Origin of the sequence: Salinisphaera sp. S4-8, from assembly GCF_040361235.1 — a bacterium.
In the GTDB taxonomy this organism is placed as follows: domain Bacteria; phylum Pseudomonadota; class Gammaproteobacteria; order Nevskiales; family Salinisphaeraceae; genus Salinisphaera.
Genome location: NZ_APNF01000003.1, coordinates 1 through 23,092 on the forward strand (window position 1 = coordinate 1; position 23,092 = coordinate 23,092).

Here is a 23,092-nt window from a genome sequence, read left to right on the forward strand (position 1 = left end):
TAAAACACCCTATGACCCGGCCCTGGCTGCTCAAAATGCTTGATCGTCCAGACGGTATCTACGTCCTTGCTCGGCTGCAAGGCAACGCGTCAAGCAGCATCCATCGGCCGTGCCGAAGCCAGCCCTTCGCGGCCGCTGGGCACACCGAAGCGTTCACGCAGCAACGCGGCTTCGTCGAGCACCGCGTCCTTGGCGGCGACTTCGAGCATTTCCCGTTCCCGATCCAGACGCCGGATTTCGGCGCGCGGCCAAGCATCGCGTTCGGCACCGCGCGGCATGGTGCAGGTCGACAGGAACAGGCTGTAGATCGCCGGGTAGTCGGCCTGGGCACCACCCGGCGCATGGTAGTGATCGAGCAACACCTTGAGCCGGATGGCGCCTTCCGAAAGGTTGAGTTCGCCGGTGAGCAGGCTATCGGCAATGATGGCCATGCTGTGTTCCAGATCGGCCTCGGTTTCGGCGAGGACGGCGGCATTGTGGGTTTCGCGCTCTTTTTTCTGGTTGAGCACGCGCCACCACAGCCAGCCGGCATAGGCGGCCAGCGCGACGACCAGCACAACCGCGAATGCGACGAGCCAGACCATCATTGATTGTGTCCCGTGTCAGTTCGCGACATGCATGCTCCGTGTTCTGTTGGGCCGGGCCGCGCTCGGCCATTCGGCAGGGCGCTGACGAGCGCCGGCGCTAGCGCTGCTTGTCGGTATTGCCACTCGGGCCGGGGCGTAGCGCATATTGCTCGGTGATATCGATTGTGGCCAGCCCGGGACGGTTGTTCGGACGAAACAGTACGATCTGAATGGCGCGGTCCGGATAACTGAAATACACGCGCGAGGTGCTGGCATCGCCGCTGACGCCGGTGTCCGTACGTACCGCGGGCGTATCGCCGCCATTGGGCGCACGCGAAAAGGCTGCGATCAGACGTTCGATGGCCTGTTCGCCGTCTTCACTACGAAACGAGCCGAGGTTACGGCTGATACGGGTGAGTCGGTTGTCGCGAATGGTGAGCGTACCCACGGGTTTGCCGTAGGTATCGCGGCCGACGATCACCGGGCCCTGTTTGGGAAAGAGCATGTACTGACCGTCGACCTGGGCCGGCACGATATTGAAATGCGCATTGGCGATAGCGAGCGTATCCGCACGCGAGGCGCCCAGTTCGAGGGTGGTACCGCCGATGGCCACGCTCTGCGCCGCAGCCAAGGGGGCGATGCACAGGGCCCACAGGCCGAGTGCTGCATAAGTCCAGGAATGTCGTTTCATGTTTGACCTCGTCGTTGCCCGCCCCCACCGCGTGCATCTGACAGTCACTATGCCTGCAACCGGCGCAACGAGCGAGGCCCGCACAGGGCGGGCCTCGACGAAAGTTGACGATCGCGCGCCGCGGCGCGCGTGAAACGCCCGCGACGCGCCCGGGTCGCGACTACGCGGCCGCGCCCTTGGAAACCGCCAGCAACATCTGGTTCATGCGGCGCACGAAGGTGGCCGGATCATCCAGTTCGCCGCCTTCGGCGAGCACAGCCTGTTCGAACAACAGTTGCGAGAAGGCTTCGAACTCGTCTTCGCCCTGCTCGCCGGCAAGCTTTTCGACCAGCGGATGCGTGGGGTTGATCTCCAGGTGCGGTGCGGTATTCGGCATCTCCTGACCGGCCTCCTTGAGGATGCGTTCCAGATGCGCGGAAATACCGTGCTCGTCGGCCACGAGGCAGGCCGGCGAATCGGTCAGCCGATGGGTCACACGGACTTCGTTAACCCGCTCGCCAAGGGCTTTCTTGACGCGCTCGACGAGATCCTTGGATTCCTCTTCGAGCTTGGCCTGCTCGGCCTTTTCTTCCTCGGTTTCGGCATCGCCGAGATCGAGCGCGCCCTTGGCGACCGACTGGAAGGTCTTGCCTTCGTATTCGGTCATATGGGCCATGACCCATTCATCGACGCGGTCGGTGAGCAGCAGCACCTCGATATCCTTCTTCTTGAAGATTTCGAGATGCGGGCTGTGCTTGGCCTCGGCCAGCGTGTCCGCGGTGATGTAGTAGATCTTGTCCTGGCCTTCGGCCATGCGGGCGATGTAGTCGTCCAGGGATACGCCCGGGTCCGCGCTTTCGTCCTTGGTGGTCTTGAAGCGCAGCAGCTTGGCGATCTTGGCCTGGTTTTCGTGGTCTTCGACGATGCCTTCCTTGAGCACCTGGCCGAATTCGTTCCAGAAGGTCTTGTACTTCTCGGGTTCCTCGTCGTCCTTGGCCATGGACTCGAGCAGGCCGAGCACCTTCTTGACCGAGCCGGCGCGGATTTTGTCCAGCAGCTTGTTGGACTGCAGGATTTCGCGCGAGACGTTGAGCGGCAGGTCGTTGGAATCGATGATGCCCTTCACGAAGCGCATGTAGCGCGGCATGAGTTTCTCGGCATCGTCCATGATGAACACGCGCTGCACGTACAGCTTCACGCCGTGGGCCTTGCCGTTCGGGTCGAACAGGTCATAGGGCGCGCGCTTCGGGATATACAGCAGGTTCGTATATTCCTGGCTACCTTCGACCTTGTTGTGGGTCCAGGTCAGCGGGTCTTCGTAGTCGTGGCAGGTGTGCTTGTAGAACTCGGCATAGTCCTCGGCCGAGATCTCGGACTTGGGCTGGGTCCACAGCGGCGCACCGCGGTTGACCTGTTCCCAGCCGGCTTGCTTGCCTTCCTTCTCGTCTTCCTCGGACAGCTGCTCGCGCATCATGATCGGGAAGGCGATATGGTCCGAATAGGTGCGCACGAGATGGCGCAGGCGCCAGTCGTCGAGGAATTCGTCCTCGCCTTCGCGCAGATGCAGCGTCACTTCGGTACCGCGTTTTTCCTTGGCGACGGTTTCCAGGGTGTATTCGCCGCCGCCGTCCGACGTCCAACGCACGCCTTCGGACTCTCCGCCGTGGCGCGTATCCACCACCACCTTGTCGGCAACGATGAACGCGGAATAGAAACCGACACCGAACTGGCCGATCAGATGGGCATCCTTCTTCTCGTCGCCGGACAGCGAATCGAGAAAGGCCCGCGTACCGGACTTGGCGATGGTGCCGATCCGGTCGATGACCTGCTCGCGGGTCATGCCGATGCCGCTATCGCCGATGGTCACGGTGCGCGCATCCTTGTCGTAGTCGATCCAGATCTTGAGTTCGGGATCGTCTTCGAACAGGGCATCGTTTTTCAGGCCCTCGAAGCGCAGCGTATCCAGCGCGTCCGAGGCGTTGGAGATCAGCTCGCGGGCAAAGACCTCCTTGTTCGAATACATCGAATGGATCATCAGCTGCAGCAGCTGCTTGACCTCGGCCTGAAAGCCACGGGTTTCGGTGTTCTGGTTTTCGCTCATGGCGGTATTCGGTGGTTGTGAAACGGTTGTTGGGCGGCGATGACCCGACAAACTATCGCCTTGATAGCCTTGAGTGTGGCCCGTAAGGCCGATTTTCAAGCGTCGGACGCGCCGAGGCGTCGCCCGGGTCTTGCACTGGCGCGCCCGTGTCCGGATGATGCGCGCTCTCATTCACAGCCGGCGTGCCCATGGCCTATAGCGACGACACCCCGATGAATACCCTGCTGGCCGGCATGGCAAGCGTGGATGCCGAGGCCTGTCACGAGTTCGCCCGGCGCCAGCATGTCGCCGGCCACGGTGCGGATCTGCAAACCGCGGCGCATCTGCTGCACGATCAGGCGTTTGCCGCGCAGCTCGATCGACCGGCCGAACTCGTTGCCTGGAAATATCCGGAGCGCTTCGAGCCTGTCGATCAGGCCCTGCTCACCACCCTGCTTCAGGCAGCCTCCGATAACGAGCGCGAACGGGTACGCAGCCTGATCGCCGATCTCGATTTCGCCGATATCACGGCCCTGTCGAGCATCGCCAATCATCTGGCGCGTGCCTGCAAACAATTCGGGCGCTTTGGCGCACGCCGGCCCGATCCACAGCAGTCGCTGTTCTAGTCGTACGCGCCCCGTGAAGCTCGACCTATTGGTATTGCGCTGCCAGCAACTGGAACCGAGCCGTCAGTTCTACGAAAGCCTGGGCTTTCGCTTCGTCGCCGAAAAACACGGCACCGGGCCGATGCATTACGCGGCGGTGCAAGACGGTTTCGTTTTCGAACTCTATCCCGCCTCGGCAAACGAAGCAGTCGATAACACCCGCCTGGGCTTTGGGGTAAAACACATACCGCAATCGCTAGCGCAGGCACCGCAAACCACCACACGCGAATTCGACGGCACACGGATTTATATCGTGCGCGATCCCGATGGCCGCAAGATCGAACTGCGCGAGCAAGCCGCGTCTTGATTCTGTAAAAGTTTCAGCACGCGGCGCGGACATCAGCCCGGGCTTCGAGCGACCGGTGTCTTGCCTTATTCGCGTGCCTTAGCGTTCATTTGCGGACAACCTGCTTGCTCGAGAACGACCTCCGCTTTTTATCCGCAAATTACGCCGATTACGCCGATACATTGATTTGGCCGTAGCGGGCAACCGGCTTCATTTGAGCCGCGGCTTTGGTGAGATTAGCGGCAAGCAAAGGTCCGCAGATCGACGCAGATCAGGCAGATCAGGCAGATCAGGCAGATCAAAGACAGGAAGCCGCAGTCGTTCGCTGTCGTCTAGCGCCTGTGCCACGCGCTTCTTCATCTGCGCAATCTGCGAAATCTGCGGTTCCGCTTGAGGAACGAAGCCAACACGGTCGTTTATCGAGCTCCGCATACATCGTGCTGTATTTGGGGACTGCCTCTAGCGTGCGGTGTGCACACCAAGTCACCCGGCCTTCGAGCGACCCGTTATCTGTCTTATTCGCGTGTCTTCGCGTTCATTTGCGGACGACCTGCTTGTTTAAGAACAGCCTGCTTCGTTGAATACATGCCGAAGCGCCGCGTCGCCAGACCGTCCATCGCAATCGCGCGCAGCTGATATTCGGGACACGGCCGCTATACCGCGCCCCGAACTGGGTCCATTCAGTTCATCGTCAACACCACGCGAAAGCGGGCTTCGTTGTTGATCATGCGGGCATAGGCTTCGTTGACGTCGGCCAGCGGATAGGTCTCGATCCGGGTTTCGATATCGCGCAGCGCCGAGAAACCCAGCGTGTCCTGGGAATCCTGCGGCGCGCCGCTCGGATGCCCGGCTACACTGCGCCGCGCCATGAGCAGTTGAAACGGAGATACCTCGATCGGCTCCGGCGACGCACCGACGACCAGCAACTGGCCGTTCACACCGAGGCCGTCGATGACCGAACTCATCAGCTTGGGGTTCGGCGCGGTGGCCAGGATCACCCGCGCGCCGCCAAGCGCCTGTAACGCCTCGGCGGCGTCCTGGGCTTCGGTATCGATATAGGTATCGGCGCCGAGATCCAGCGCCAGTTCCTTCTTGTCGGTACCGCGCGATAGGGCCACGGTATGAAAGCCCATCGCGTACGCATACTGCACGGCCAGATGGCCCAGCCCGCCGACACCCAGCACGGCCACCACATCGCCCGGCTGCGCACCGGAATTACGCAACGCGTTGTAGGTGGTGACACCGGCACACAAAAGCGGCGCGGCCGCGACCGACGTTAACTCGTCGGGAATGGCCACTAGCGCTTCGGCCGGCGCGAGCATGTATTCGCCGTAGCCGCCGTCGTAGGAAATGCCACAAATCTGCTGATTGGCACAGGTCACGAAATCGCCGCGCCGGCACGAATCGCAGGCAAAGCAATGCCCGCCGTGCCAGCCCACACCCACGCGCTGGCCCGCCTGCCAGTGATCGACATCGTCGCCGACCGCATCGATCACCCCGGCGACCTCATGGCCGGGCACGCGTGGATAGTCGAGCCCGGGAAAGCCGCCGTCCTTGACGAAGGCATCGGAATGGCAGATGCCGCAGGCTTCGACCTTGACCCGAACCTGATCCGGCCCCGGCTCGGGAATATGCCGATCGACCAGTTCGAAATCGCCGCCCGCGCTGTTGATCTGGGCCACTTTCATTTGCGCCATAACACCCAACTCCTGTGGTTTGGCTGAACGTGACAGACGATACCACCGGCCGTCGATTACGCGCGCCTGGGCCCAACGAGCACGCAGTGCTTGCCTCCAGCGAAACACCGTCGCAAGATCGCGCCATGTCGATACGTCACATCAGTGCCGTCACGCTTTTCGTGACGGACATGGCACGCAGCTGCGCGTTTTACAAAGGCCTGGGGTTCGAGCTGAAATTCGGCGGCGAGGACGCCGGTTTTTCCAGCTTCTTTGCCGGCGAGAGTTTCCTCAACCTCAGCGCGGGCGAAAAGGCACGTCCGGGCGGCGGGCTCACCATCTTCCATGTCGACGATGTCGATGCCCAGCATGCCCGCGCGCTCGCAGCCGGCCTGACGCCCGATTTCGCCCCCGCGGACGCGCCCTGGGACGAACGCTATTTTCATATCCGCGATCCGGACGGCTATACCCTGTCGTTCGCCACCCCGCTGGCCGATTACCGGCGCAACCAACGCCGGCTGCGCGAATGTATCGGCATCGATGGCTGTCCCGGCGGCTGGGTCGCGGTTTCGCACGAAGGTGCCTTTGTCGATCGCGATCTGTCGACGCTGCTCAACCGCCTCGCCCCGGCAGTGGTCGCTATCGACATGCCCATCGGCCTGGCGGACGAACAACAGACGCGTGCCTGCGACCATGCGGCCCGCGAACTGCTGGCCGGCCGGCGCGCCAACAGCGTGTTTCCCACGCCGGTACGGGCGGCCCTGCTCGGGCGCGATCATAGCGAAGCCAGCGCTATCAATGCCCAGTATTGCGGCAAACGGCTATCGGCCCAGACCTACAACCTGCTGCCCAAGATTCGCGAACTCGACGACCTGCTACGCCGCTCGGCCTATTGGCAGGCGCGACTCTACGAAACCCATCCCGAAGTCAGCTTCGCGGCGATGAACGCCGGCGAAGCACTGGCCGATCCCAAGCGCAGTGCCACCGGCCATGCCCGGCGGCGCGAGCTCATCGCGGCTCATTTCGGGCGCGACGCCTTTGCCAATGCACGCACGCTCGTTTCCCGCCAGCAGGTCGACGACGACGATATCGCCGATGCCTTCGCCTGCCTGTTCACCGCCGAGCGTATCGCCAACGAAGAAGCCGTGACCCTGCCCGACGCACCCGAGTACGACAGCGAAGATCTACCGATGCGTATTGTCTATTGAACGCGCAGGTTTGCTTTCAAGGCCGCCCATGAACGCGAGAAGCGCAAATGATGGCTTGTCATTCGATCATCCGCCCAACGGCGAATACCGAGCGTAGGTCGGATTAGCGAAGCGTAATCCAACATGGAACACGGCACCCAACAAGCCGCGCCGCGCCCTGCGGCTGCGCCCCCCTCGGCAGCTCTTGTTGGCTTACGGCCTTCGGCCTAAGCCAACCTGCGCCCGGCGGCCCGGGCCAAGCGCCGCAGCCCCGTAGCCGGTTCAACCGCCGCCGAACAGCTGCCCGACGATCCGAAAACCGGCGATATAGGTGCCGGCGGCAGAGCCGATGGTGGAGAACACGAATACCAGCAAAGTGCGCGATACGCGGTTCTTCCACCAGCCGGTGGCCTTGGTGACATCGCTTTTCAGCGTGGAGAAATCCCCCACCCGCGGTTTACGCAGCCACAACTCGGCCGCGGCGGTGACCATGCCGGCCCCGATGGTCGGGTTGAGCGAGGTCAGCGGTGCGGCGATGAATGCCGTGACCACGGTCAATGGATGCGCAAGCGCCAGCGCCGCCCCCACGGCCGACAGCGCGCCATTGATCACGACCCATTCGATGACCATCTGCTGGCCGAGCCCTGCGCTGCGCGAAAACCCGATCGCAAAACCGATGAAGACCAGGGCGACCACGACCCACGGAATCCACTTCACCCAGCGCGCGCCGGGCGGTACGCGATCGAGTTCCGCCACGGTGGCGCCCGGATCGTCCATGCCGGCTTCCAGATAGCGGGCCAGACCTTTCAGATGGCCGGCACCGACCACCACCAGCGTATGTTGTGTGGGGGTTTGCTTGAGCAGTTGCGCCGCCATGTAGCGGTCGCGCTCGTCGATGAGCGTTTCGTGCATGGTGGCGGATTCGGCGGCGAACTCGTTGAAGGTCGACTCCAGCATGTCGCCTTCCTTGAGGCGCTCGATATCCGATTCCTCGATCTTTTCGCGAGACAACAGGCTGGCGAACAACGCCCCGAGCGTGCTCATGCGCTGCCACCAGGGAATACGCCGATACACCCGCTTGAGGGTGACGCCGATATTGCGATCGACCAGCTCCAGCGGCAGATCGGCGGCCGCGCAGCTGTTGATCGCCGCGCGCATCTCGGCCCCCGGTTCGATACCGAACTGATCGGCCAGACGTTGCTGGTAGGCGCCCAGCGCCAGATTGGCGGCGACCATGCCGGCCTTGCCTTGGCGCAGCACCTGGAACAGGTCCATCTGTTCGAGTTCGCCCGCGCGCGTGAGCGCGGCATGGCGGGCATCGCACAGCTCGATCGCCACCGTGTCGTAAGCGCCGGACTCGATTTCGTGCTGCACCTCTTCGGCGCTGGCACGCGAGACGTGAGCGGTGCCCAGCAGCGTGTATTTGTGTTCGCCGCGCATGACCACGCGCCGCGGCCCGCCGGTGTGCGCCTCGGGCGCGCTATCCATATCCGTCATATTTGACCTTGTCGGCGCCATCGGGCGCACGCGTGCCGCCGGCTGTCGGCGGCGCCGCTAAAAGTTGTTCGGGTTGCCCTCGACGAGCGTGCCCTTGCCCTGGACCTCGCCCTGACGATGCCATTCCAGCGACCGCCCATCGATTTTCACCCGGTAGCAATCGATCTGCAGAGCTTCGTCATAGTCGAAGCACAGCTGATCGTCCTTGATCGTCCAGCGGGCCTCGTAGCTCGGCCCGTGAATGGTGCCGTCGGGGGCATAGAATTCGGTATAGGCGCTATCGGGCGACATCGTGCCGGTCACGGTATTGCCGATCACGCGCTCACGAATGGTATCGGCATCGACAAACCCCGAAGAGGCCTCGGCGTTGGAGGTCGTGTCGTCGGGCGCATTCGTGCTCTCGTCGTCGCTGCCACAGCCGCTCACGATCAGGGCCACCACGGCCGCCATGGCAAACCCGGCATAACAACCCCGACGGGGACGTACGGACAACAAGCTCGGCATTTTCTGCACCACGATTTCCCTCAAACGTTGGCGCTGATGGTAGCGGTTTCGCGCGCGAGCGTCAGCGCAACGCTATACAGCAGACACGCCGAAGATTATTATTGCGAATCGTTCTCAATAACAGTCCATGTTCTTACTTCCCGGGGGATTCGTCTTGCGATATTCATCGACGCGTAGCATGCGCCTCATTCACTGTGTCTTTCTGCCGGGCTTGGGTGCGAGCCTGCTGTGCGGCGGTATCGCCTTCGCACAGGACAACACGACCGGCACGCAGACGGAGACGTTGTCGACGATCAGCATCGAAGGTAGTCGCACGGTTCAGTCCCCCACGTCCCCGATCGAGGGTTATGTCGCCGAACGCAGCGCGGGCGCGACCAAAACCGATACCCCGCTGGTCGAAACGCCACAGTCGGTGTCGGTGATTTCGGCCGATCAGATCGAAGCGCAACAGGCACGCGATATTCGCTCGGTGCTGCGCTATGTTGGCGGTGTGGTCCCGGAAGTCCGCGGTAATGTCGCCAGCCGCTACGATCAGATCCGGTTGCGCGGCTACCAGCCCGATCAATATCTCGACGGGCTCAAGCTCAGCGGCTACTACTACACTATCCCGCAGATCGATCCTTACCTGCTCGAACGCGTCGAAGTGATCAAGGGCCCGGCCTCGGTGCTCTACGGTCAGACCCCGCCCGGCGGCGTAATCAATCTGGTCACCAAGCGCCCGACCGAAGAAGCGCACAACGAAGCCTATGTACAGGTCGGTAACGACAGCCGCGTCGGGCTGGGCTTCGATATCGGCGGCAAGCTCGACGAACAGGATGACGTGCGCTATCGCGTGGTTGCGACCGGCAACCGGCGTAACGGCCCGCAGGAAACGGTGGAAAGCGAGAATTTCTCGATCGCGCCATCGGTGACCATCGACATTTCCGACGCCACCGAACTCACGCTCCTGGCCAGCTATCGCGCGGACCCCGAAAGCGGCTCCTATGGCGCGCTGCCCTATGAAGGTACGGTGGTCCCGCTGCCCAACGGCGGCAAGCTCGATCGCGACTTCTACGACGGCGATACGAACTTCGAAAGCTTCGATCGCAAGCAGGCGCTGCTTGGCTACGAGCTGTCGCACTGGTTCAACGACAACCTTCAGTTTCGACAGAACCTGCGCTTTGCCGACGTTGAGGTGGATTACCGCAGCGTCTACGGTCGAGGACTGACCAACGGCGGCACCGAACTGGCACGCGGCACGGCCGCCTCACGCGAGTCGGTGAATACCCTGTCCATCGACAACCAGTTGCTTGCCCACGCCGAAACCGGCGTGCTCAAGCACACGATCCTGGCTGGTACCGATTATCAGAACCTCGATGGCGATCGCGCCAGCGGCTTCGGCGGCGCGGGTAACCTGTCCCTGGCCAATCCCGATTACAGCACGCCAATCGACGACCCGGCGCGCACCTTCTACGATTTCGACCAAGATCAGCTGGGTTTCTATCTTCAGGATCAGGTCAAGCTGGGCCAGCTCACCCTCATCGGCGGCGGACGCTACGACACCATCCAGACCAGCCAGACCGAATTCGGCGCCAACCGCGAAACCCGCAAGGACCGCGCATTCAGCGGCCGGGTGGGCGCGATCTACAACTTCGACAATGGACTTGCGCCCTATGTCGCGTACACGGAGTCCTTCCAGGCACCCAGTACCGATAGCGTGAGTGCCACGATTCTCGATCCCACCGAAGGCGAACAGTACGAAGCTGGCATCAAGTTCCAGCCCAAGGGCACGAATGCCTTGATCACGACCTCGGTGTTTCAGCTCACCCAGACCAATGTCGCCGGGCCGACCCAGCCTGACGGTAGCCGCAGCCAGACAGGCGAAGTCGAAGTTCAGGGCGCGGAAGTGGAAGCCAAGGCCAGCCTGGCCAGCGGGCTCGACCTGTCCGCCGCGGTCACCTATCTGGATTCGGAAATCACCCGCGACGAAACCGGCAATCAAGGCAACGAATATCCGATGACGCCTGATTACACCGCCTCGATGTGGCTCGACTACACGCAGCCGAGCGGTGAATGGAAAGGCGCCGGCGGCGGCGTAGGCGTTCGTTATGTAGGTGAACAGCAGGTCAGCAATGCCAATGAACGCCAAGTACCGGATTACACCGTCGCCGATGCCAGCCTGCACTACGAACTGGGTGGCCTGAACCCGAAATACGACGGCTGGCGGGTCGGTCTGAACATGCAGAACGTGTTTAACAAGAAGTACGTCTCGTCCTGTATCAATCCGAACTTCTGCTACTACGGCTACGGTCGCGAAACCACCGCCACGGTGAGCTATCGCTGGCAATAGCGGGCAACCGCCCGGCAGACCCAACGGCCCCCGCATGGGGGCCGTTTTTGTTTGTGCACAACCTAATCGCCTGCTCACGATCGTTGCGCCGATTGATTATTTATATAGAATAAGAATCGTTCGCATTTGCACCTAGCGGTTGCAATGCAACGAAGGGAAACCTTCATCTCGGTGGATTGCGCGGCCCGAACCCGGGCCGCGCTCTTTTATTGCTGCCCAGATGAACACGCATCGGTATCGCCACGCGCAACCGATATTCGCCCCGGGGGAGGCCATCATGAACCGCTCGCACGCCCTTCCGGCCGCCGTTCCAAGCTGCGGCGCCACGCATGCCCGCGCTCGGCGTAACGCCGAACACGACGCGCACCGCCTCGCCCTGTCATAACCAACGCTCTGACACCCATGCTCGAACGGATTCGCGCGCTCGACCCCATCTTCCAACTGCACTGGCTGGTGGGTATTACCGCCGGCGCAGTACTCATGCTCATCGGCGTGACCGGCGGCCTGATGTCGTTTCAGGAGGATATTCTGGAATGGCTGAATGCCGATCAGGTCGCGCATTTCGAAAACGAGGCCCGCCTGAGCCCGCCGGCCCTGGTCGCGCGCTATCAGGCCGAACACCCGACCCATGCCGTCAGCAGCCTGTTCTGGCGCCAGGACCGCGCCTATCCGGCGTTCGTGGGTTATCGCACGCCGGAAACCACCGGCCGGCGCGGCGAACGCGCCATGCTCGACCCGACCACGGCCGAACCGATCGGCATGCTGCGCGGGCAATGGACCTTCGGCCTGATCCGCCAGCTGCATCAGCGCCTGGCCGCGGGTGCGACCGGCAAGCTGATTGTGGGCATCTCCACCATCGCCCTGGTGGGGCTGTCGATCACCGGCCTGTGGATTCGCTGGAAGCGCCGTCCGCGTCAGGCCTGGCGCTGGATCTGGCCGCGCGCGCTGGGCGGCAAGCTGGCCGGCGAATGGCATGCGGTGCTGGGGCTGTGGGCATTGCTGGCCTATCTGATCGCCTCGCTGACCGGCCTGTGGTGGTCGTTCGACTGGTATCGGGATGTTGCCAAGGCGCTGTTCGCCAGCGATAGCGCGACCGCGGTCGAACTCGCCGCGCCTGTCGACGGCGTGGATATCGAGCGCGTGTGGGCCTCGATCGCGCCGCAGCTCACCGATGCCAAATCGGTGTTCATCCGCTGGCCGGACGAGGCTCGCGCGCCGCTCGAAGTGCACTACGTGCCGGGCGATGCATTTCATCGCTATGCCGACGACGAACTGTTCGTGCATCCGACCAGCGGAGCCATTGTCGGCGAGCAGCGGTTTTCCGACGAGGCCTGGGGCGATCAACTGCTGGCCAGCCTCTATGCCCTGCATATGGGCGCGTTCTTCGGCACGCCGGGCGTCATCCTGATGATGCTGGCCAGCTTCGCCATGCCGGTGTTCTTCATCACCGGGCTGTTGCTGTATTTGCGCCGGCGCCGGATGAAGCGCCAGGTCGCGGCCACGCCATCCATCCAGGCCAATGCGCCGGCCGGCGCGAACACGCTGCTGGTAGCCTATGCCAGCCAGAGCGGGCTCGCCCAGCGTATCGCCAGTCAGACAGCGGCCGCGCTGCAGGCCACCGGCCGCGCCGTGCGCATGTCCGGCCTCAACGAAATCCAGCCGCTGGCTCTGTGCGAGCATCGCCAGGCGCTGTTCGTGGTCAGCACGCATGGCGAAGGCGATGCCCCGGTAGCCGCGCGCAGCTTCGACCGGCACTTCTGCGGCGCCAGCGAACCGGCGCTGGAAACACTCGACTATGCCTTGCTCTCACTGGGCGATACCGACTACGGCGACAGCTACTGTGCGTTCGGTCGACGGCTCGATCGCGCCCTGCGCGAACGCGGCGCGCGTACGCTGATCGCGCCCATCGAAGTCGACAAGGCCGACGCGGCGGCCCTGGCCGACTGGCATGCCGCGCTGGCCGGGCTGTTCGGCACCACCAATACAGACCACGAACCGGTCTTCGATCGCTGGCGCTTGAGCGCACGCACGATCGTCAATCCGCACAGCCTCGGCGCGCCCACTGCCTGCCTGCGTCTGGAAGCGCTCGAACCGGGCACCGCCGGCTGGCAGGCCGGCGATATCGTCGAAATTCGACCGCGCCAGCCGCAATCCATCGTCGATGCCTGGTTGCAGGATCACGGAATCGACGGCGAGACGGCCGTGCTGCGCGGTGGGCATTCGCAACCACTACGCCAGGCGCTGACCGACCGCCGCCTGCCCGACGACGGCGTGCCGGCCTCGACAGCCATCCAGGACTGGTTCGATGCGCTCGCGCCCCTGGCTGCACGCGATTATTCGATCGCCAATATCGGCGACGACCGTATCGAACTGCTGGTGCGTCTGGCCCGCCACGAAAACGGCACCGGTCTGGCCTCGGGCTGGCTGATCGAACGCGCCGAAATCGGCGATATCGTCGAGCTGCGGCTACGCGCCAACCCCGGTTTTCGCGGCGACGAGACGAGCCGCCAGCGCGCGGCGATCTTCATCGGCAACGGCACCGGCATGGCCGGACTGCGCAGCCATCTGCTCGCCCGTATCAGCGACGGTCAGCGTGCCAACTGGCTGCTGTTCGGCGAACGCCAGCGCGCGGTGGATTTCTATTACGGCGGCGATATCCGCGCCTGGCACGACAACGGCGATATCGCCCATCTCGACGCCGTGTTTTCGCGCGACGCCGACGACGGCCGCTATGTCCAGCAGGCCCTGGCCGAACACGCCGAACGCCTGCGCGACTGGGTCGACAACGGTGCGTTCATCTTCGTGTGCGGCAGTCACGACGGCATGGCCACGGGCGTAACCGAAACGCTTACCGCGATCCTCGGTGCCGAAACCGTCGAACGGCTCAACGAGGCCGGGCGTATCCGCATGGATGTCTACTGACCCACCGCGACCCGAACCCGCATCGCCATCATTCAAAAAAGGGGGACGCATGACCGACCGACTCGCCGGCCCACATCGACGACGGATCAATCGACGCCTGACCGGCGCGCTTTCACTGGTATTCGCGGCGACCGGCGCGCTCGCTGATGACAGCCAGCCCGTGCCGCTGGCGCCTATCGATATCCAGGGCGCCGGCGTGGAAAGCGCCTATGCCCCCGTCGAAGGCTATGTGGCCGAGCGCAGCGCCACGGCGACCAAGACCGATATTCCGCTCATCGAGTCCCCGCAGTCGGTCAGCGTCATCGGCCGCGAGCAGATCGAGGACCGCGGTGCGGATACGCTCACCGAAGCGGTCGAATACGCGCCGGGCGTGGATACCGACGACAGCGTCAACAACGACGTAATCGACAGTAACGGCATCCGTATCCGTGGGTTTTCTGCCGCCGATGCGACGTATCGCGATGGCACCCGGCTGTTCGCCGGTCTGCCCTACGATGCGCCGATCGAGGCCTATGGCGTGGAACGTATCGAGGTGCTGCGCGGCCCGGCCTCGGTGCTCTATGGCCAGGGCCAGCCCGGCGGCATCATCAATCTGGTCACCAAGCGCCCCACCGATACGCCCCTGCACGAAATCGGCCTGGAAATGGGCACCTTCCACCACAAGCAGCTCAAGGGCGACGTCAGCGAAGCCCTCGACGACGCCGGGCGCTGGCGCTACCGGCTTACCGGCCTGGTGCAGGATTCGGGTACGCCCATCGACTATATCGACGACGATCGGGTCTATCTCGCGCCCGCGCTGTCGTGGACGCCGAGCGCGGGTACCGAACTCACCCTGCTGGCGCGTTACCAGAAGAGCGAGTCGGACTATTACTGGACAGGCTTTCCGCTGGCCGGCACCAAGCGGCCCAATCCCACGACCGGAGAGCGCATTCCCCGCGATCGCTATATCGGCGAACCGGGACTGGGCGGCTACGATTCGGAAATCTGGGAAGTCGGCTATCTGTTCGAGCATCTGATCAACGACCATCTCAGCTTCGAGCAGAACGTGCGGTATCGCCAGATCGATTACGACGTGGTCGACGTGTTCCGCAACTATTTCACCGCCGATCCGTTCAACGCCGATCTCACCACGCTTGAGCGCGATATTCGCGTGCGCTACGACGATGCCGACACGCTCACCGCCGATCAACGCCTGCTGGCCGACGTCGAACTCGGCGGTATCGACCACAGCCTGCTGGTCGGCTTCGATTACAAGAGCCTGGATTACGACAGCCGCACCTCCGGCTTTCTGCGCCTGAGCAACCAGGCACCGGTGCCGGACCTCGATCTCTACGATCCGGATTACACGCAATCGTTTGCCATTCCCGAGGCCACCAACCGCAACGCCACCGACGCCAACCAGTACGGGCTTTATGTGCAGGATCACATGAAGTTCGCCGAGCGCTGGGCACTGACCGTCGGCGCCCGTCAGGACTGGGTCGACGAGCGCTCGCTGGGCGCCGACAAGAATGATCAAGATGAATTGACCTGGCGCGCGGGCCTGGTCTATCTCGCCGATAACGGGCTGGCCCCGTATGTCAGCTACAGCGAGTCCTTCGTGCCCCAGTACGGCGTCAACGAGGTCACCGGTGAAAGCCTCGACCCCATCAGCGGCGAACAATACGAAGCCGGTATTCGCTATCGCCCCGACGGCTGGAATGCCTCCTTCGAACTCGCCGCATTCGAGATCACGCGCCAGAACGAAACGGTGGCACTGCCCAGCAACCCGACCATCCAGAGCCAGATCGGCGAGACACGCTCACGCGGCGCAGAAGCCTCGGCACAGCTGGACCTGAGCGCCGGGCTCAAGGCGATCGCCAGCTACACCTACAACGAGGTCGAGGTGGTCGAAGCCGGCGGCAGTCAGACCACCAACGGCAATCGCGTGCCCGACCGACCGGATCATCTGGCCAAGCTGTGGCTGGACTACAGTTTCCAGCAGCCCACGCTCGACGGGCTGGGCGTCGGCGCCGGCCTGCGCTACACCAGCTCGTCATACGCCGATGCCGCCAACGAGAGCCGCTATCCGTCAGCTACGCTGGTGGATGCAGCGATCCGGTATCAGTTCGACGACGTCACGTTGCAGCTGTCGGGTCGCAATATCTTCGACGAGGTCAAACTCTACTGCGACGGCGCACAGGCAACGTCATTCTGCAACTACGGCGTACCGCGCAGCGTGGTCGGCAGCCTGACCTATCGCTGGTAGCAAGCAATACACGCCGGCCCGCGGCACAGCGGGCCGGCTTCAGCCGTAGCGTTCGAGCTGGAAATCCAGGTTCTGCCGGACCGCCGGCCACTCATGCGCCAGAATCGAAAACACGACGGTGTCTCGCAGACTGCCGTCGGCGCTGATCTGATGATTGCGTAGCACGCCATCCTGCTTGGCGCCCAGGCGCGCGATCGCCGCCCGCGAGGCGCGATTGTGCCAATGGGTCCGGAACTCGATCGCGATTGCATCCAGGGTTTCGAAGGCATGGGCGAGCATGAGCCGCTTGCATTCGGTATTGATCGCGGTGCGCTGAAAACGTCGGGCATACCAGGTATAGCCGATCTCCGCCCGCCGGTTGCTGGCGTCCACATGGCACAAACGCGTGGAACCGATCACCGTATCGCTGGCACGATCGCGTACCGCAAAAGCCAGCCCGCCGGCGGCCTGCTCGGCGTGCGCCGCCTCTATATAGTCGGCAACCGCGTCCGGCGTCGGCACGAAGGTGTACCACAGCTTCCACAGCTCGCCGTCGGCGACCGCTTCGGCCAGCGCGGGCGCATGCGCGTGCGTGAGCGGCTCCAGCACCACTCGCTCACCCTTGAGCGTGGTGGGCTCGATCCAGCGATTCATATTGCGCGCAATCTAATTGCGCATTTATTCAATTGCGTTTTCATACAACAATTTACCCGGCCTTGCTATCATTTTTCGTCATAGATCATACATCTAATCGCAGTCGGCCAAGCGGCGTAGTCATGCTGTTAGCGCCACTGCGCATCCAATCGTGGCACGCCGGCGATGCTCGCCAGTTTGCGTGGTACGAGCGATACACGAAAACCGTCGAACGCCTGTCGCCTTGCATGGCGCCGCTCTCGATTTGAACGTTATAGCGCGTGATGAACATACGTCGATGGATTGCAGGCGCGCTTGGCGTCGTCGCAGCCGGTGCCACGGTCTATATCGTGATGGCGCCGCGTGAACCGCGTCTCGTTTTCGACCCGGCGCCGGGCGAATCGCATCATTATCGTGTCGGCAACCGGGTGGTCGTCGATATCGACGGGCGCGAACTCGACCACACAGTGCAAAGCCACGGGATCGTGACCTATCGCGTGACCGAGCGCAGCCCGCTGCACCTGCATGCCGGAATCGACCTGCTCGATCTGACCGTTAACGACCAACCGGTGCTGGCCAGCGCCGATCTCGGCGGGCGCGATCGCGAGGTCGCCGAGGCACTGCGCGACGGCTTCGACGTGACGCTGGCCGACAATGGCCAGTTGCACATGCAGCCGGTCAACGCGGCCGCCTTCGAACGCCTGTCCGAACAATTCGAAAAGGTGGCCGAGAATCCCCTGGCCCAGGCCATGCTCGGCCCCGCAGTGCCGCCGGGCGTGGTTGCGCGGCAAGGTGCCACGACCACGCTCGACAACTTCCAGGGCTTCGAAGGGCTCACGCTCACCGTCGACGCGCTCGACGACGCGCACGCCTGGCTGCGTGTGGAAGGCCAGATCGATACCCTGGCCGCCGACGCATCGCTCATTCAGCGTCTGGCGCCGCCCGACACACCGATCGACGTGTCCGATGTGCACGTATCCGCGCGCATGACCGTGGAACGCAAACACGGCTGGATCGAGGACATGACCCTGGTCACACGCCTGCGCATGGCCGCGAACGACAAGGCCGCGACCATGCGCTCGATCACCTATGCGCATCGCCGTGACAACCTCACGGCCGGCTCGGTGACAGCATCGCTGGACGGTTTTGCCCGTCTGCCCCATGCCTTTACCGAAGGCAGCGAGCTGATGCTGGCGCAGTACAGCAGCGCCTTCTTGCCGCCGCCCATGTATACCCCGCCGGATCGCTTCGATCCGCCCGAGGCCGCGCAGGAGCTCAGCGCCTATCCGGGCGGGGTCATGCTCTATCTGGATGGCGGCAATGCCCGCGAACTGCCCTATGGCAGTATCGAAGTGCAAGACGTGGCGCTCTACGACGCCCACGGCGAGCGCCTGCCCGACTTTCTTGCCTTCGATACCATGCAGTATCACAGCGAGGAAGACGGCGGCTGGCTGATCAATCTGCTGCCGCTGGGCTGGGACGAACACGACGTGAGCGCCGTTGCCGAGGTTCGTGCCGAGATCGGCTATCGGCAGCGGTCAGCCGGCGAGCCAGTCACGCTCGTGCTCGACGACCAGCGCCATGTGCTCGAAAACGGCGACGCCCGGGCGGTCGCCGAACCCATCGCCGACACCGACAACGCCTGGCAGATCACCCTGTCCAGCGGTGGCGATACGTTCTACTGGCTGGACCCGGGCGCACTGCCCGAGGGCGTGACCGGACAGGGCCTGCTCGCCGATCCGACCAGCGGCTGGAACGCCGCCGAGCAGATGATGCTGGCGCGCAACGACAACCCGCGTGCCTGGCGGCATACGCTGCGTATCGAAGCCGAGCTGCCCACGCTGGAATTGCCCCTGCAGACGGCCGACAACGGCCAGATCGTACAAACCGAAACCGTGCGTTTTGTCGGCGCACAGTACGACGCGCGCAACCAGCGGCCGGACACCACTCGCCATCTCGACATCCCGCTGTTGTCAGAACGCGATCTGTCGCTGGCCGATATCGCGCCCGAAGACGACGGACGCGGCGGGCTGCGTCTGGATGTGCCCGTCGGCCTGGATCCGCAGTGCGGCATCAGCGCCTGGGTCAAGCGCGCCGATATGCCCGCGCGCCTGTGGCGCAAGACCGATACCCCCGACGCCGTGGCCGAACAGGGCCGACAACGCTGGCATCTGACCCTCATGGATCGCGCCCATGCCGATGTGAGCGAGCTGGCCCTGGATACCGTCCTGCGCTGCCCGGGCACACCGACGTGGAAACGTGTGACCGTCGACAGCGATACCCCCTGGCTGATCGACCTGCCCGAGCTGACCGGACGCTGGCCACAATCCACCGGCACCGCAGGCGACTATTTCGACACCGTCCAGTTTCTCGATGCCGACGACCGCCCGCTGCGGCCGATGCTCAGAAGCGGCGAATACAGCGGCGCCGACTGGGCCGATGAAGCCGCGCAGCACGGGCTGCGCGACTACATCTACGAGGATGGCCATATTCGAATCTGGGGCGACGTGGCGAGCGTGCTCACCCTCGCCTTCGAGCCGCCCGCGATCGAAAAAAACTGGCCCCACCGGCCCGGCCACAACGCGGCCAGCGCGCACGACGACCCGGAGAAAACGCCATGAAACGCGCGATCCTCATCACCGGCGCTCTGGTGGCAATCGGGGGCAGCGCATTTGCCTTGACCAAGTTCGTCGACCGGGCGGGGCCGAACAGCGCCGGCTTCGCACCCGAAGCGGGTGCGAGTACCGATTATGTCGTTGGTCAGCGCGTCACGGCCCGCCCGCTCGGTGCCGCCACGCCCGAGCGCTGGGTGCAGACCTACGGGGTCATGCGCTACCGCTTCGAAGACTTCGGCGACAAGCGCCAACTGCACGTCGAGCCGTTGCTGGTGCATGCCCGCAACGAGGACGAACTGTTGCTAACCACCGACCTCGTCGACGCCGCGCCGAGCCCGGATTTCTCGACCGTCATGCACGGTGGCCTGGACCTGCCATTCGAAAACAATCGCCCGCAACGCGGCCCGGAATTCGGTCGTACGTTTTCAACGCTGGGTGAAAAAATCGATGCCGCGGCCGGCAACCCGTGGGTCGATCAGGTCGTGGTCCCGACCTTGCCGACGGCCATCGACGCACGTGTGGGCGCCACACTCGAACTGGCGGCCTATCGCGGCCTGAGTGCGATGCGCCTGCGCGTGACACACGTCGACGACGACAACATCCTCCTGCGTATCGAACCCACGGCCGACACCCGGGCCCTGGATATGGACCAACAGCCGGCCGAGCTGCGTTTTGTCGGTCGCATGCGCGTGAACCGTCACGACGGCTGGCTGGAATCGCTCACCCTGGTGCGCCGCGACGTGGTCGAACGAGACGGCCGCACGCTCGCGATCGACCGCATCACCCACGCGCAGCGTCGGGCCGACCTCACCCGGGCCGATGCGCGGGGGCTGCTGGACCCGTTCCGGGGCATCGGCGACGAATCGGGCCGCGAGATCGAGCTGCCGGAAAGCGACCGCGATTCCGCTCAGCCCGCGCCGGCCGTTGACGACCCCCAGCTGGACAAGGCCAGGACCGCACTGAGCGTGGAGTTCGGCCAGCTCAATCTGCATCTGGGTCTCGACAGCGAACAGCGCGTGCCGCTGTTCACGATCGCGCTGCGCGATATCACCTTCTACGATGCCGCCGGCCATGCGATCGACCCGCCGATCGTATTCCAAACCATGTTGCCCGCCTACGACACCCAGGACTTCGACGACGGGCGCATGTATTCCTATCTGGCGCTCGGTGACGATCCGTCCGTATTCGATCAAATCGACCATGCCGAGGCGACGGTGACCTACCGCCCATCGCAGTCGCAATATCTCACCCTGCCGCTCGACGGCGAGGCCCACGAGCGCCAGCACGGCAAGGCCAAAGTAGCAGCCTGGCCGGACCCGCAGCAGCCCGACCGCTGGTGGCTGCGGTTGCAGGACAGTGCGACGGTGCACTACGCCGCCAGTTATGCCAGGGCGCTGCCCGGGGCAACGGTCATGGCCGACATTGCGCCCGAAAAGCCATGGTACGGCGCCGGCGCGGCCCGACTGCTGACCCAGGTCGACAACGCCCAGGCCGACGTTCGATACCTGCGCGTGGATAGCCAGCAAAGCCCGCTCGATTATCCGCTGGAACGCACCGATTTTGCCGAACCCCGCACCTACCGGGTGACCTTCGAACGCCGCGAATCGCCCTGATCGCGCGGCGCCGAAACGACGTTCCAACAGCATTCAGGGAGTTAACGTGTCGAAGCAAACAATGATGTTGGCGCTGACCGCGCTGTTCGCGCTTGTGGCCGCCACCCAGGCAAGCATGGCGTCTGCCAGCACGGATACCGTGGCGTTCGAGCCCGCCAAGGGCGATCAGCAAACGTATCGCATCGGTGTGCGTGTGCTAAGCGAAGGCAAAGGCGCATACCGCGATTGGCAGGTCGCCCAAAGCCTGTTGCGCTATCGCGTGAGCGCGGCCAAACCCACGCGCGAACTGCATGTAACGCCGCGCTTCATGCGCGTCGAGAACGAAGACAAAGTCGTGTTCTCCAGCGCCCAGCCGGCCACGCTTTCCGACAGCCCGCTACCGACACTGATGCAGGCCGGCTTCGATGTAGCGATTGACGCCGACGACGCCGCCTCGCAGGTAAAAGCCAGCAACAACGATGCCTGGCGGGCCGCGGTCGACGACAACCGTACACCGCTGGCGGCGATCGTGCGCCAGCTGCTCATTCCAGCGCTTGCGCAGCCGATACCGGCGCGCAAGGGCGCCGAGGTCGATATCGCCGGCTTTCAGGGCATGCCGACACTGCGCCTGACCGTGACCGATGTCGATGCCGACACCGTGACCGCGACCCTGGCCCAGACCGATGAACGCGCCGACCCACGGTTCACCAATGTGCGCGGGCGCCTGCTCATCGATCGCGACAGCGGCTGGATCCGGGCGATGACGCTGATCAGCGATCAGCACAGCCAGCACATCGAAACGCAGCATGTCGTGATGACCATGCAGGCCGTGGACAACCCGGCGGTCGGCGGCATGGGCGACGGCCTGCGGCGCTTGCGGATCAACACCCTGGAGGCGGCCTCGCCCGACTACGACCTGTCCCTGCCGACCCGCGCGGACGAGGCGACGGAGCGCGAGGCCCTGGATGTGCCGCAACAGCCGCTCGCCCACGCCCAAACCGGTTTTCATGTGGACGATGAAGACGGCGCGCTGGTGCTCACCATTGCCCATCGGGACAAGGAGAATCTCGACCTCGACCAGATGACGCTGACAAAGCTCACCCTGCGCGATGCCGACGGCGAACCCCTCGATCAGGGCTTCGTGCTCGACTCGATCGGCCGTGATTACGGCGATCAAGACAGCAGCGCCGTGCGCCTGCTGCCGCTGGGCTGGGGCCGTGCCGATCTGAGCGATCTCGCCGAAGTCGAGGCCACATTCCGCTATCAGCCGGTGGACGGGCCCACCTATGTCGACCTGCCGCTGCGCGACGGGCCCACCCATCTTGAGGACGTGCCGGCCAAGGCCGTGGCCGAGCCCATCGACGGTGGCTGGCTGGTTACATTGACCGGTCGCTATACCCACTTGTACCTGGCGGATAACACCACGGCCTTCAAGGGCCGCTCGGCGGTGACGAGCAATCGGCGCCGCCACGGCCTGACGCCGGCCGATCGCATGCTCGTCGAGGGCGTGGATACGCACGCATTGTGGATCCAGCAGATCACGCTCAAGGGCGATATCGACACATTCGCCCTGGCGCTTTACGACGACGAGACGCCCGCCAGCACCCACACATTGACCTTCACGCGAGCACCGCAGCGCTAGCGCG

Annotated in this window: 16 protein-coding genes; 9 read left to right on the forward strand and 7 right to left on the reverse strand. The window is 63.9% G+C overall.

What is annotated here, in order from left to right; translation table 11 throughout:
• Positions 1–89: 89 nt before the first annotated feature.
• The 3 genes from S4A8_RS05150 to htpG all read right to left on the reverse strand — a co-directional run bounded on the left by S4A8_RS05150 (position 90) and on the right by htpG (position 3,337).
• On the reverse strand, positions 90–587 hold the full coding sequence (locus tag S4A8_RS05150) for a DUF2489 domain-containing protein (RefSeq protein WP_353219305.1): 498 nt from the start codon (positions 585–587) through the stop codon (positions 90–92).
• A 97-nt stretch (positions 588–684) separates the two neighbouring features.
• Positions 685–1,257, reverse strand: a complete 573-nt coding sequence (locus tag S4A8_RS05155) for a hypothetical protein (protein WP_353176275.1) — start codon at positions 1,255–1,257, stop codon at positions 685–687.
• Positions 1,258–1,417: 160 nt separating this feature from the next.
• Positions 1,418–3,337 carry a molecular chaperone HtpG gene (htpG, locus tag S4A8_RS05160; protein ID WP_353219306.1) on the reverse strand — a complete coding sequence of 640 codons (1,920 nt, stop codon included), beginning with the start codon at positions 3,335–3,337 and terminating at the stop codon, positions 1,418–1,420.
• Positions 3,338–3,525: 188 nt separating this feature from the next.
• On the opposite strand from htpG, the gene S4A8_RS05165 reads away from it, so the two are divergent.
• Positions 3,526–3,942 (forward strand): hypothetical protein, encoded by a 417-nt coding sequence (locus S4A8_RS05165; protein WP_353219307.1) that lies wholly within the window; start codon positions 3,526–3,528, stop codon positions 3,940–3,942.
• Positions 3,943–3,955: 13 nt separating this feature from the next.
• On the forward strand, positions 3,956–4,288 hold the full coding sequence (locus tag S4A8_RS05170) for a VOC family protein (RefSeq protein WP_353219308.1): 333 nt from the start codon (positions 3,956–3,958) through the stop codon (positions 4,286–4,288).
• Positions 4,289–4,947: 659 nt separating this feature from the next.
• Here S4A8_RS05170 and S4A8_RS05175 read toward each other — a convergent pair.
• Entirely contained in the window at positions 4,948–5,964 is a 1,017-nt protein-coding gene (locus tag S4A8_RS05175; protein WP_353176268.1) for an alcohol dehydrogenase, read from the reverse strand.
• Positions 5,965–6,089: 125 nt separating this feature from the next.
• On the opposite strand from S4A8_RS05175, the gene S4A8_RS05180 reads away from it, so the two are divergent.
• Positions 6,090–7,151, forward strand: a complete 1,062-nt coding sequence (locus S4A8_RS05180) for a DUF429 domain-containing protein (protein ID WP_353219309.1) — start codon at positions 6,090–6,092, stop codon at positions 7,149–7,151.
• A 261-nt stretch (positions 7,152–7,412) separates the two neighbouring features.
• Here the strand turns inward: S4A8_RS05180 and S4A8_RS05185 are convergent, their stop codons facing one another.
• The gene (locus tag S4A8_RS05185) at positions 7,413–8,627 is read right to left on the reverse strand and encodes a TraB/GumN family protein (protein ID WP_353219310.1); all 1,215 of its coding nucleotides are present in this window, start codon (positions 8,625–8,627) and stop codon (positions 7,413–7,415) included.
• 57 nt (positions 8,628–8,684) lie between these two features.
• Complete coding sequence (locus S4A8_RS05190) at positions 8,685–9,143, reverse strand: hypothetical protein (protein WP_353219311.1); 459 nt, start codon at positions 9,141–9,143, stop codon at positions 8,685–8,687.
• Positions 9,144–9,309: 166 nt separating this feature from the next.
• Here S4A8_RS05190 and S4A8_RS05195 point away from each other — a divergent pair, with 166 nt between their 5' ends.
• The 3 genes from S4A8_RS05195 to S4A8_RS05205 all read left to right on the forward strand — a co-directional run bounded on the left by S4A8_RS05195 (position 9,310) and on the right by S4A8_RS05205 (position 16,627).
• The gene (locus S4A8_RS05195) at positions 9,310–11,460 is read left to right on the forward strand and encodes a TonB-dependent siderophore receptor (RefSeq protein ID WP_353219312.1); all 2,151 of its coding nucleotides are present in this window, start codon (positions 9,310–9,312) and stop codon (positions 11,458–11,460) included.
• Positions 11,461–11,862: 402 nt separating this feature from the next.
• Positions 11,863–14,382 (forward strand): PepSY domain-containing protein, encoded by a 2,520-nt coding sequence (locus tag S4A8_RS05200; RefSeq protein WP_353219313.1) that lies wholly within the window; start codon positions 11,863–11,865, stop codon positions 14,380–14,382.
• 49 nt (positions 14,383–14,431) lie between these two features.
• Positions 14,432–16,627: a TonB-dependent siderophore receptor gene (locus S4A8_RS05205; protein WP_353219314.1), complete on the forward strand. Its 2,196-nt coding sequence runs from the start codon at positions 14,432–14,434 to the stop codon at positions 16,625–16,627.
• 39 nt (positions 16,628–16,666) lie between these two features.
• Here S4A8_RS05205 and S4A8_RS05210 read toward each other — a convergent pair whose 3' ends face one another.
• Positions 16,667–17,260: a GNAT family N-acetyltransferase gene (locus tag S4A8_RS05210; protein WP_353219315.1), complete on the reverse strand. Its 594-nt coding sequence runs from the start codon at positions 17,258–17,260 to the stop codon at positions 16,667–16,669.
• 263 nt (positions 17,261–17,523) lie between these two features.
• On the opposite strand from S4A8_RS05210, the gene S4A8_RS05215 reads away from it, so the two are divergent.
• From S4A8_RS05215 to S4A8_RS05225, 3 genes are read left to right on the forward strand one after another with little or no spacing between them, the layout of a single operon-like run.
• Positions 17,524–19,860 (forward strand): hypothetical protein, encoded by a 2,337-nt coding sequence (locus S4A8_RS05215; protein WP_353219316.1) that lies wholly within the window; start codon positions 17,524–17,526, stop codon positions 19,858–19,860.
• Positions 19,857–21,467 (forward strand): hypothetical protein, encoded by a 1,611-nt coding sequence (locus S4A8_RS05220; protein WP_353219317.1) that lies wholly within the window; start codon positions 19,857–19,859, stop codon positions 21,465–21,467. The genes S4A8_RS05215 and S4A8_RS05220 overlap by 4 nt, the downstream gene beginning before the upstream one ends.
• A 46-nt stretch (positions 21,468–21,513) precedes the next feature.
• A complete protein-coding gene (locus tag S4A8_RS05225) occupies positions 21,514–23,088 on the forward strand; it encodes a hypothetical protein (protein WP_353219318.1) in 1,575 nt (524 codons plus the stop codon).
• Positions 23,089–23,092 lie beyond the last annotated feature (4 nt).

Excerpts from the sequence above, each read along its gene's own strand:
- S4A8_RS05215 (WP_353219316.1), top strand. The coding sequence starts at position 17,524 with ATGAACATACGTCGATGGATTGCAGGCGCGCTTGGCGTCGTCGCAGCC.
- S4A8_RS05175 (WP_353176268.1), bottom strand. The coding sequence starts at position 5,964 with ATGGCGCAAATGAAAGTGGCCCAGATCAACAGCGCGGGCGGCGATTTC.
- S4A8_RS05200 (WP_353219313.1), top strand. The coding sequence starts at position 11,863 with ATGCTCGAACGGATTCGCGCGCTCGACCCCATCTTCCAACTGCACTGG.
- S4A8_RS05155 (WP_353176275.1), bottom strand. The coding sequence starts at position 1,257 with ATGAAACGACATTCCTGGACTTATGCAGCACTCGGCCTGTGGGCCCTG.
- S4A8_RS05165 (WP_353219307.1), top strand. The coding sequence starts at position 3,526 with ATGGCCTATAGCGACGACACCCCGATGAATACCCTGCTGGCCGGCATG.
- S4A8_RS05220 (WP_353219317.1), top strand. The coding sequence starts at position 19,857 with ATGAAACGCGCGATCCTCATCACCGGCGCTCTGGTGGCAATCGGGGGC.
- S4A8_RS05150 (WP_353219305.1), bottom strand. The coding sequence starts at position 587 with ATGATGGTCTGGCTCGTCGCATTCGCGGTTGTGCTGGTCGTCGCGCTG.
- S4A8_RS05210 (WP_353219315.1), bottom strand. The coding sequence starts at position 17,260 with ATGAATCGCTGGATCGAGCCCACCACGCTCAAGGGTGAGCGAGTGGTG.
- S4A8_RS05180 (WP_353219309.1), top strand. The coding sequence starts at position 6,090 with ATGTCGATACGTCACATCAGTGCCGTCACGCTTTTCGTGACGGACATG.
- S4A8_RS05195 (WP_353219312.1), top strand. The coding sequence starts at position 9,310 with ATGCGCCTCATTCACTGTGTCTTTCTGCCGGGCTTGGGTGCGAGCCTG.
- S4A8_RS05185 (WP_353219310.1), bottom strand. The coding sequence starts at position 8,627 with ATGACGGATATGGATAGCGCGCCCGAGGCGCACACCGGCGGGCCGCGG.
- S4A8_RS05205 (WP_353219314.1), top strand. The coding sequence starts at position 14,432 with ATGACCGACCGACTCGCCGGCCCACATCGACGACGGATCAATCGACGC.
- htpG (WP_353219306.1), bottom strand. The coding sequence starts at position 3,337 with ATGAGCGAAAACCAGAACACCGAAACCCGTGGCTTTCAGGCCGAGGTC.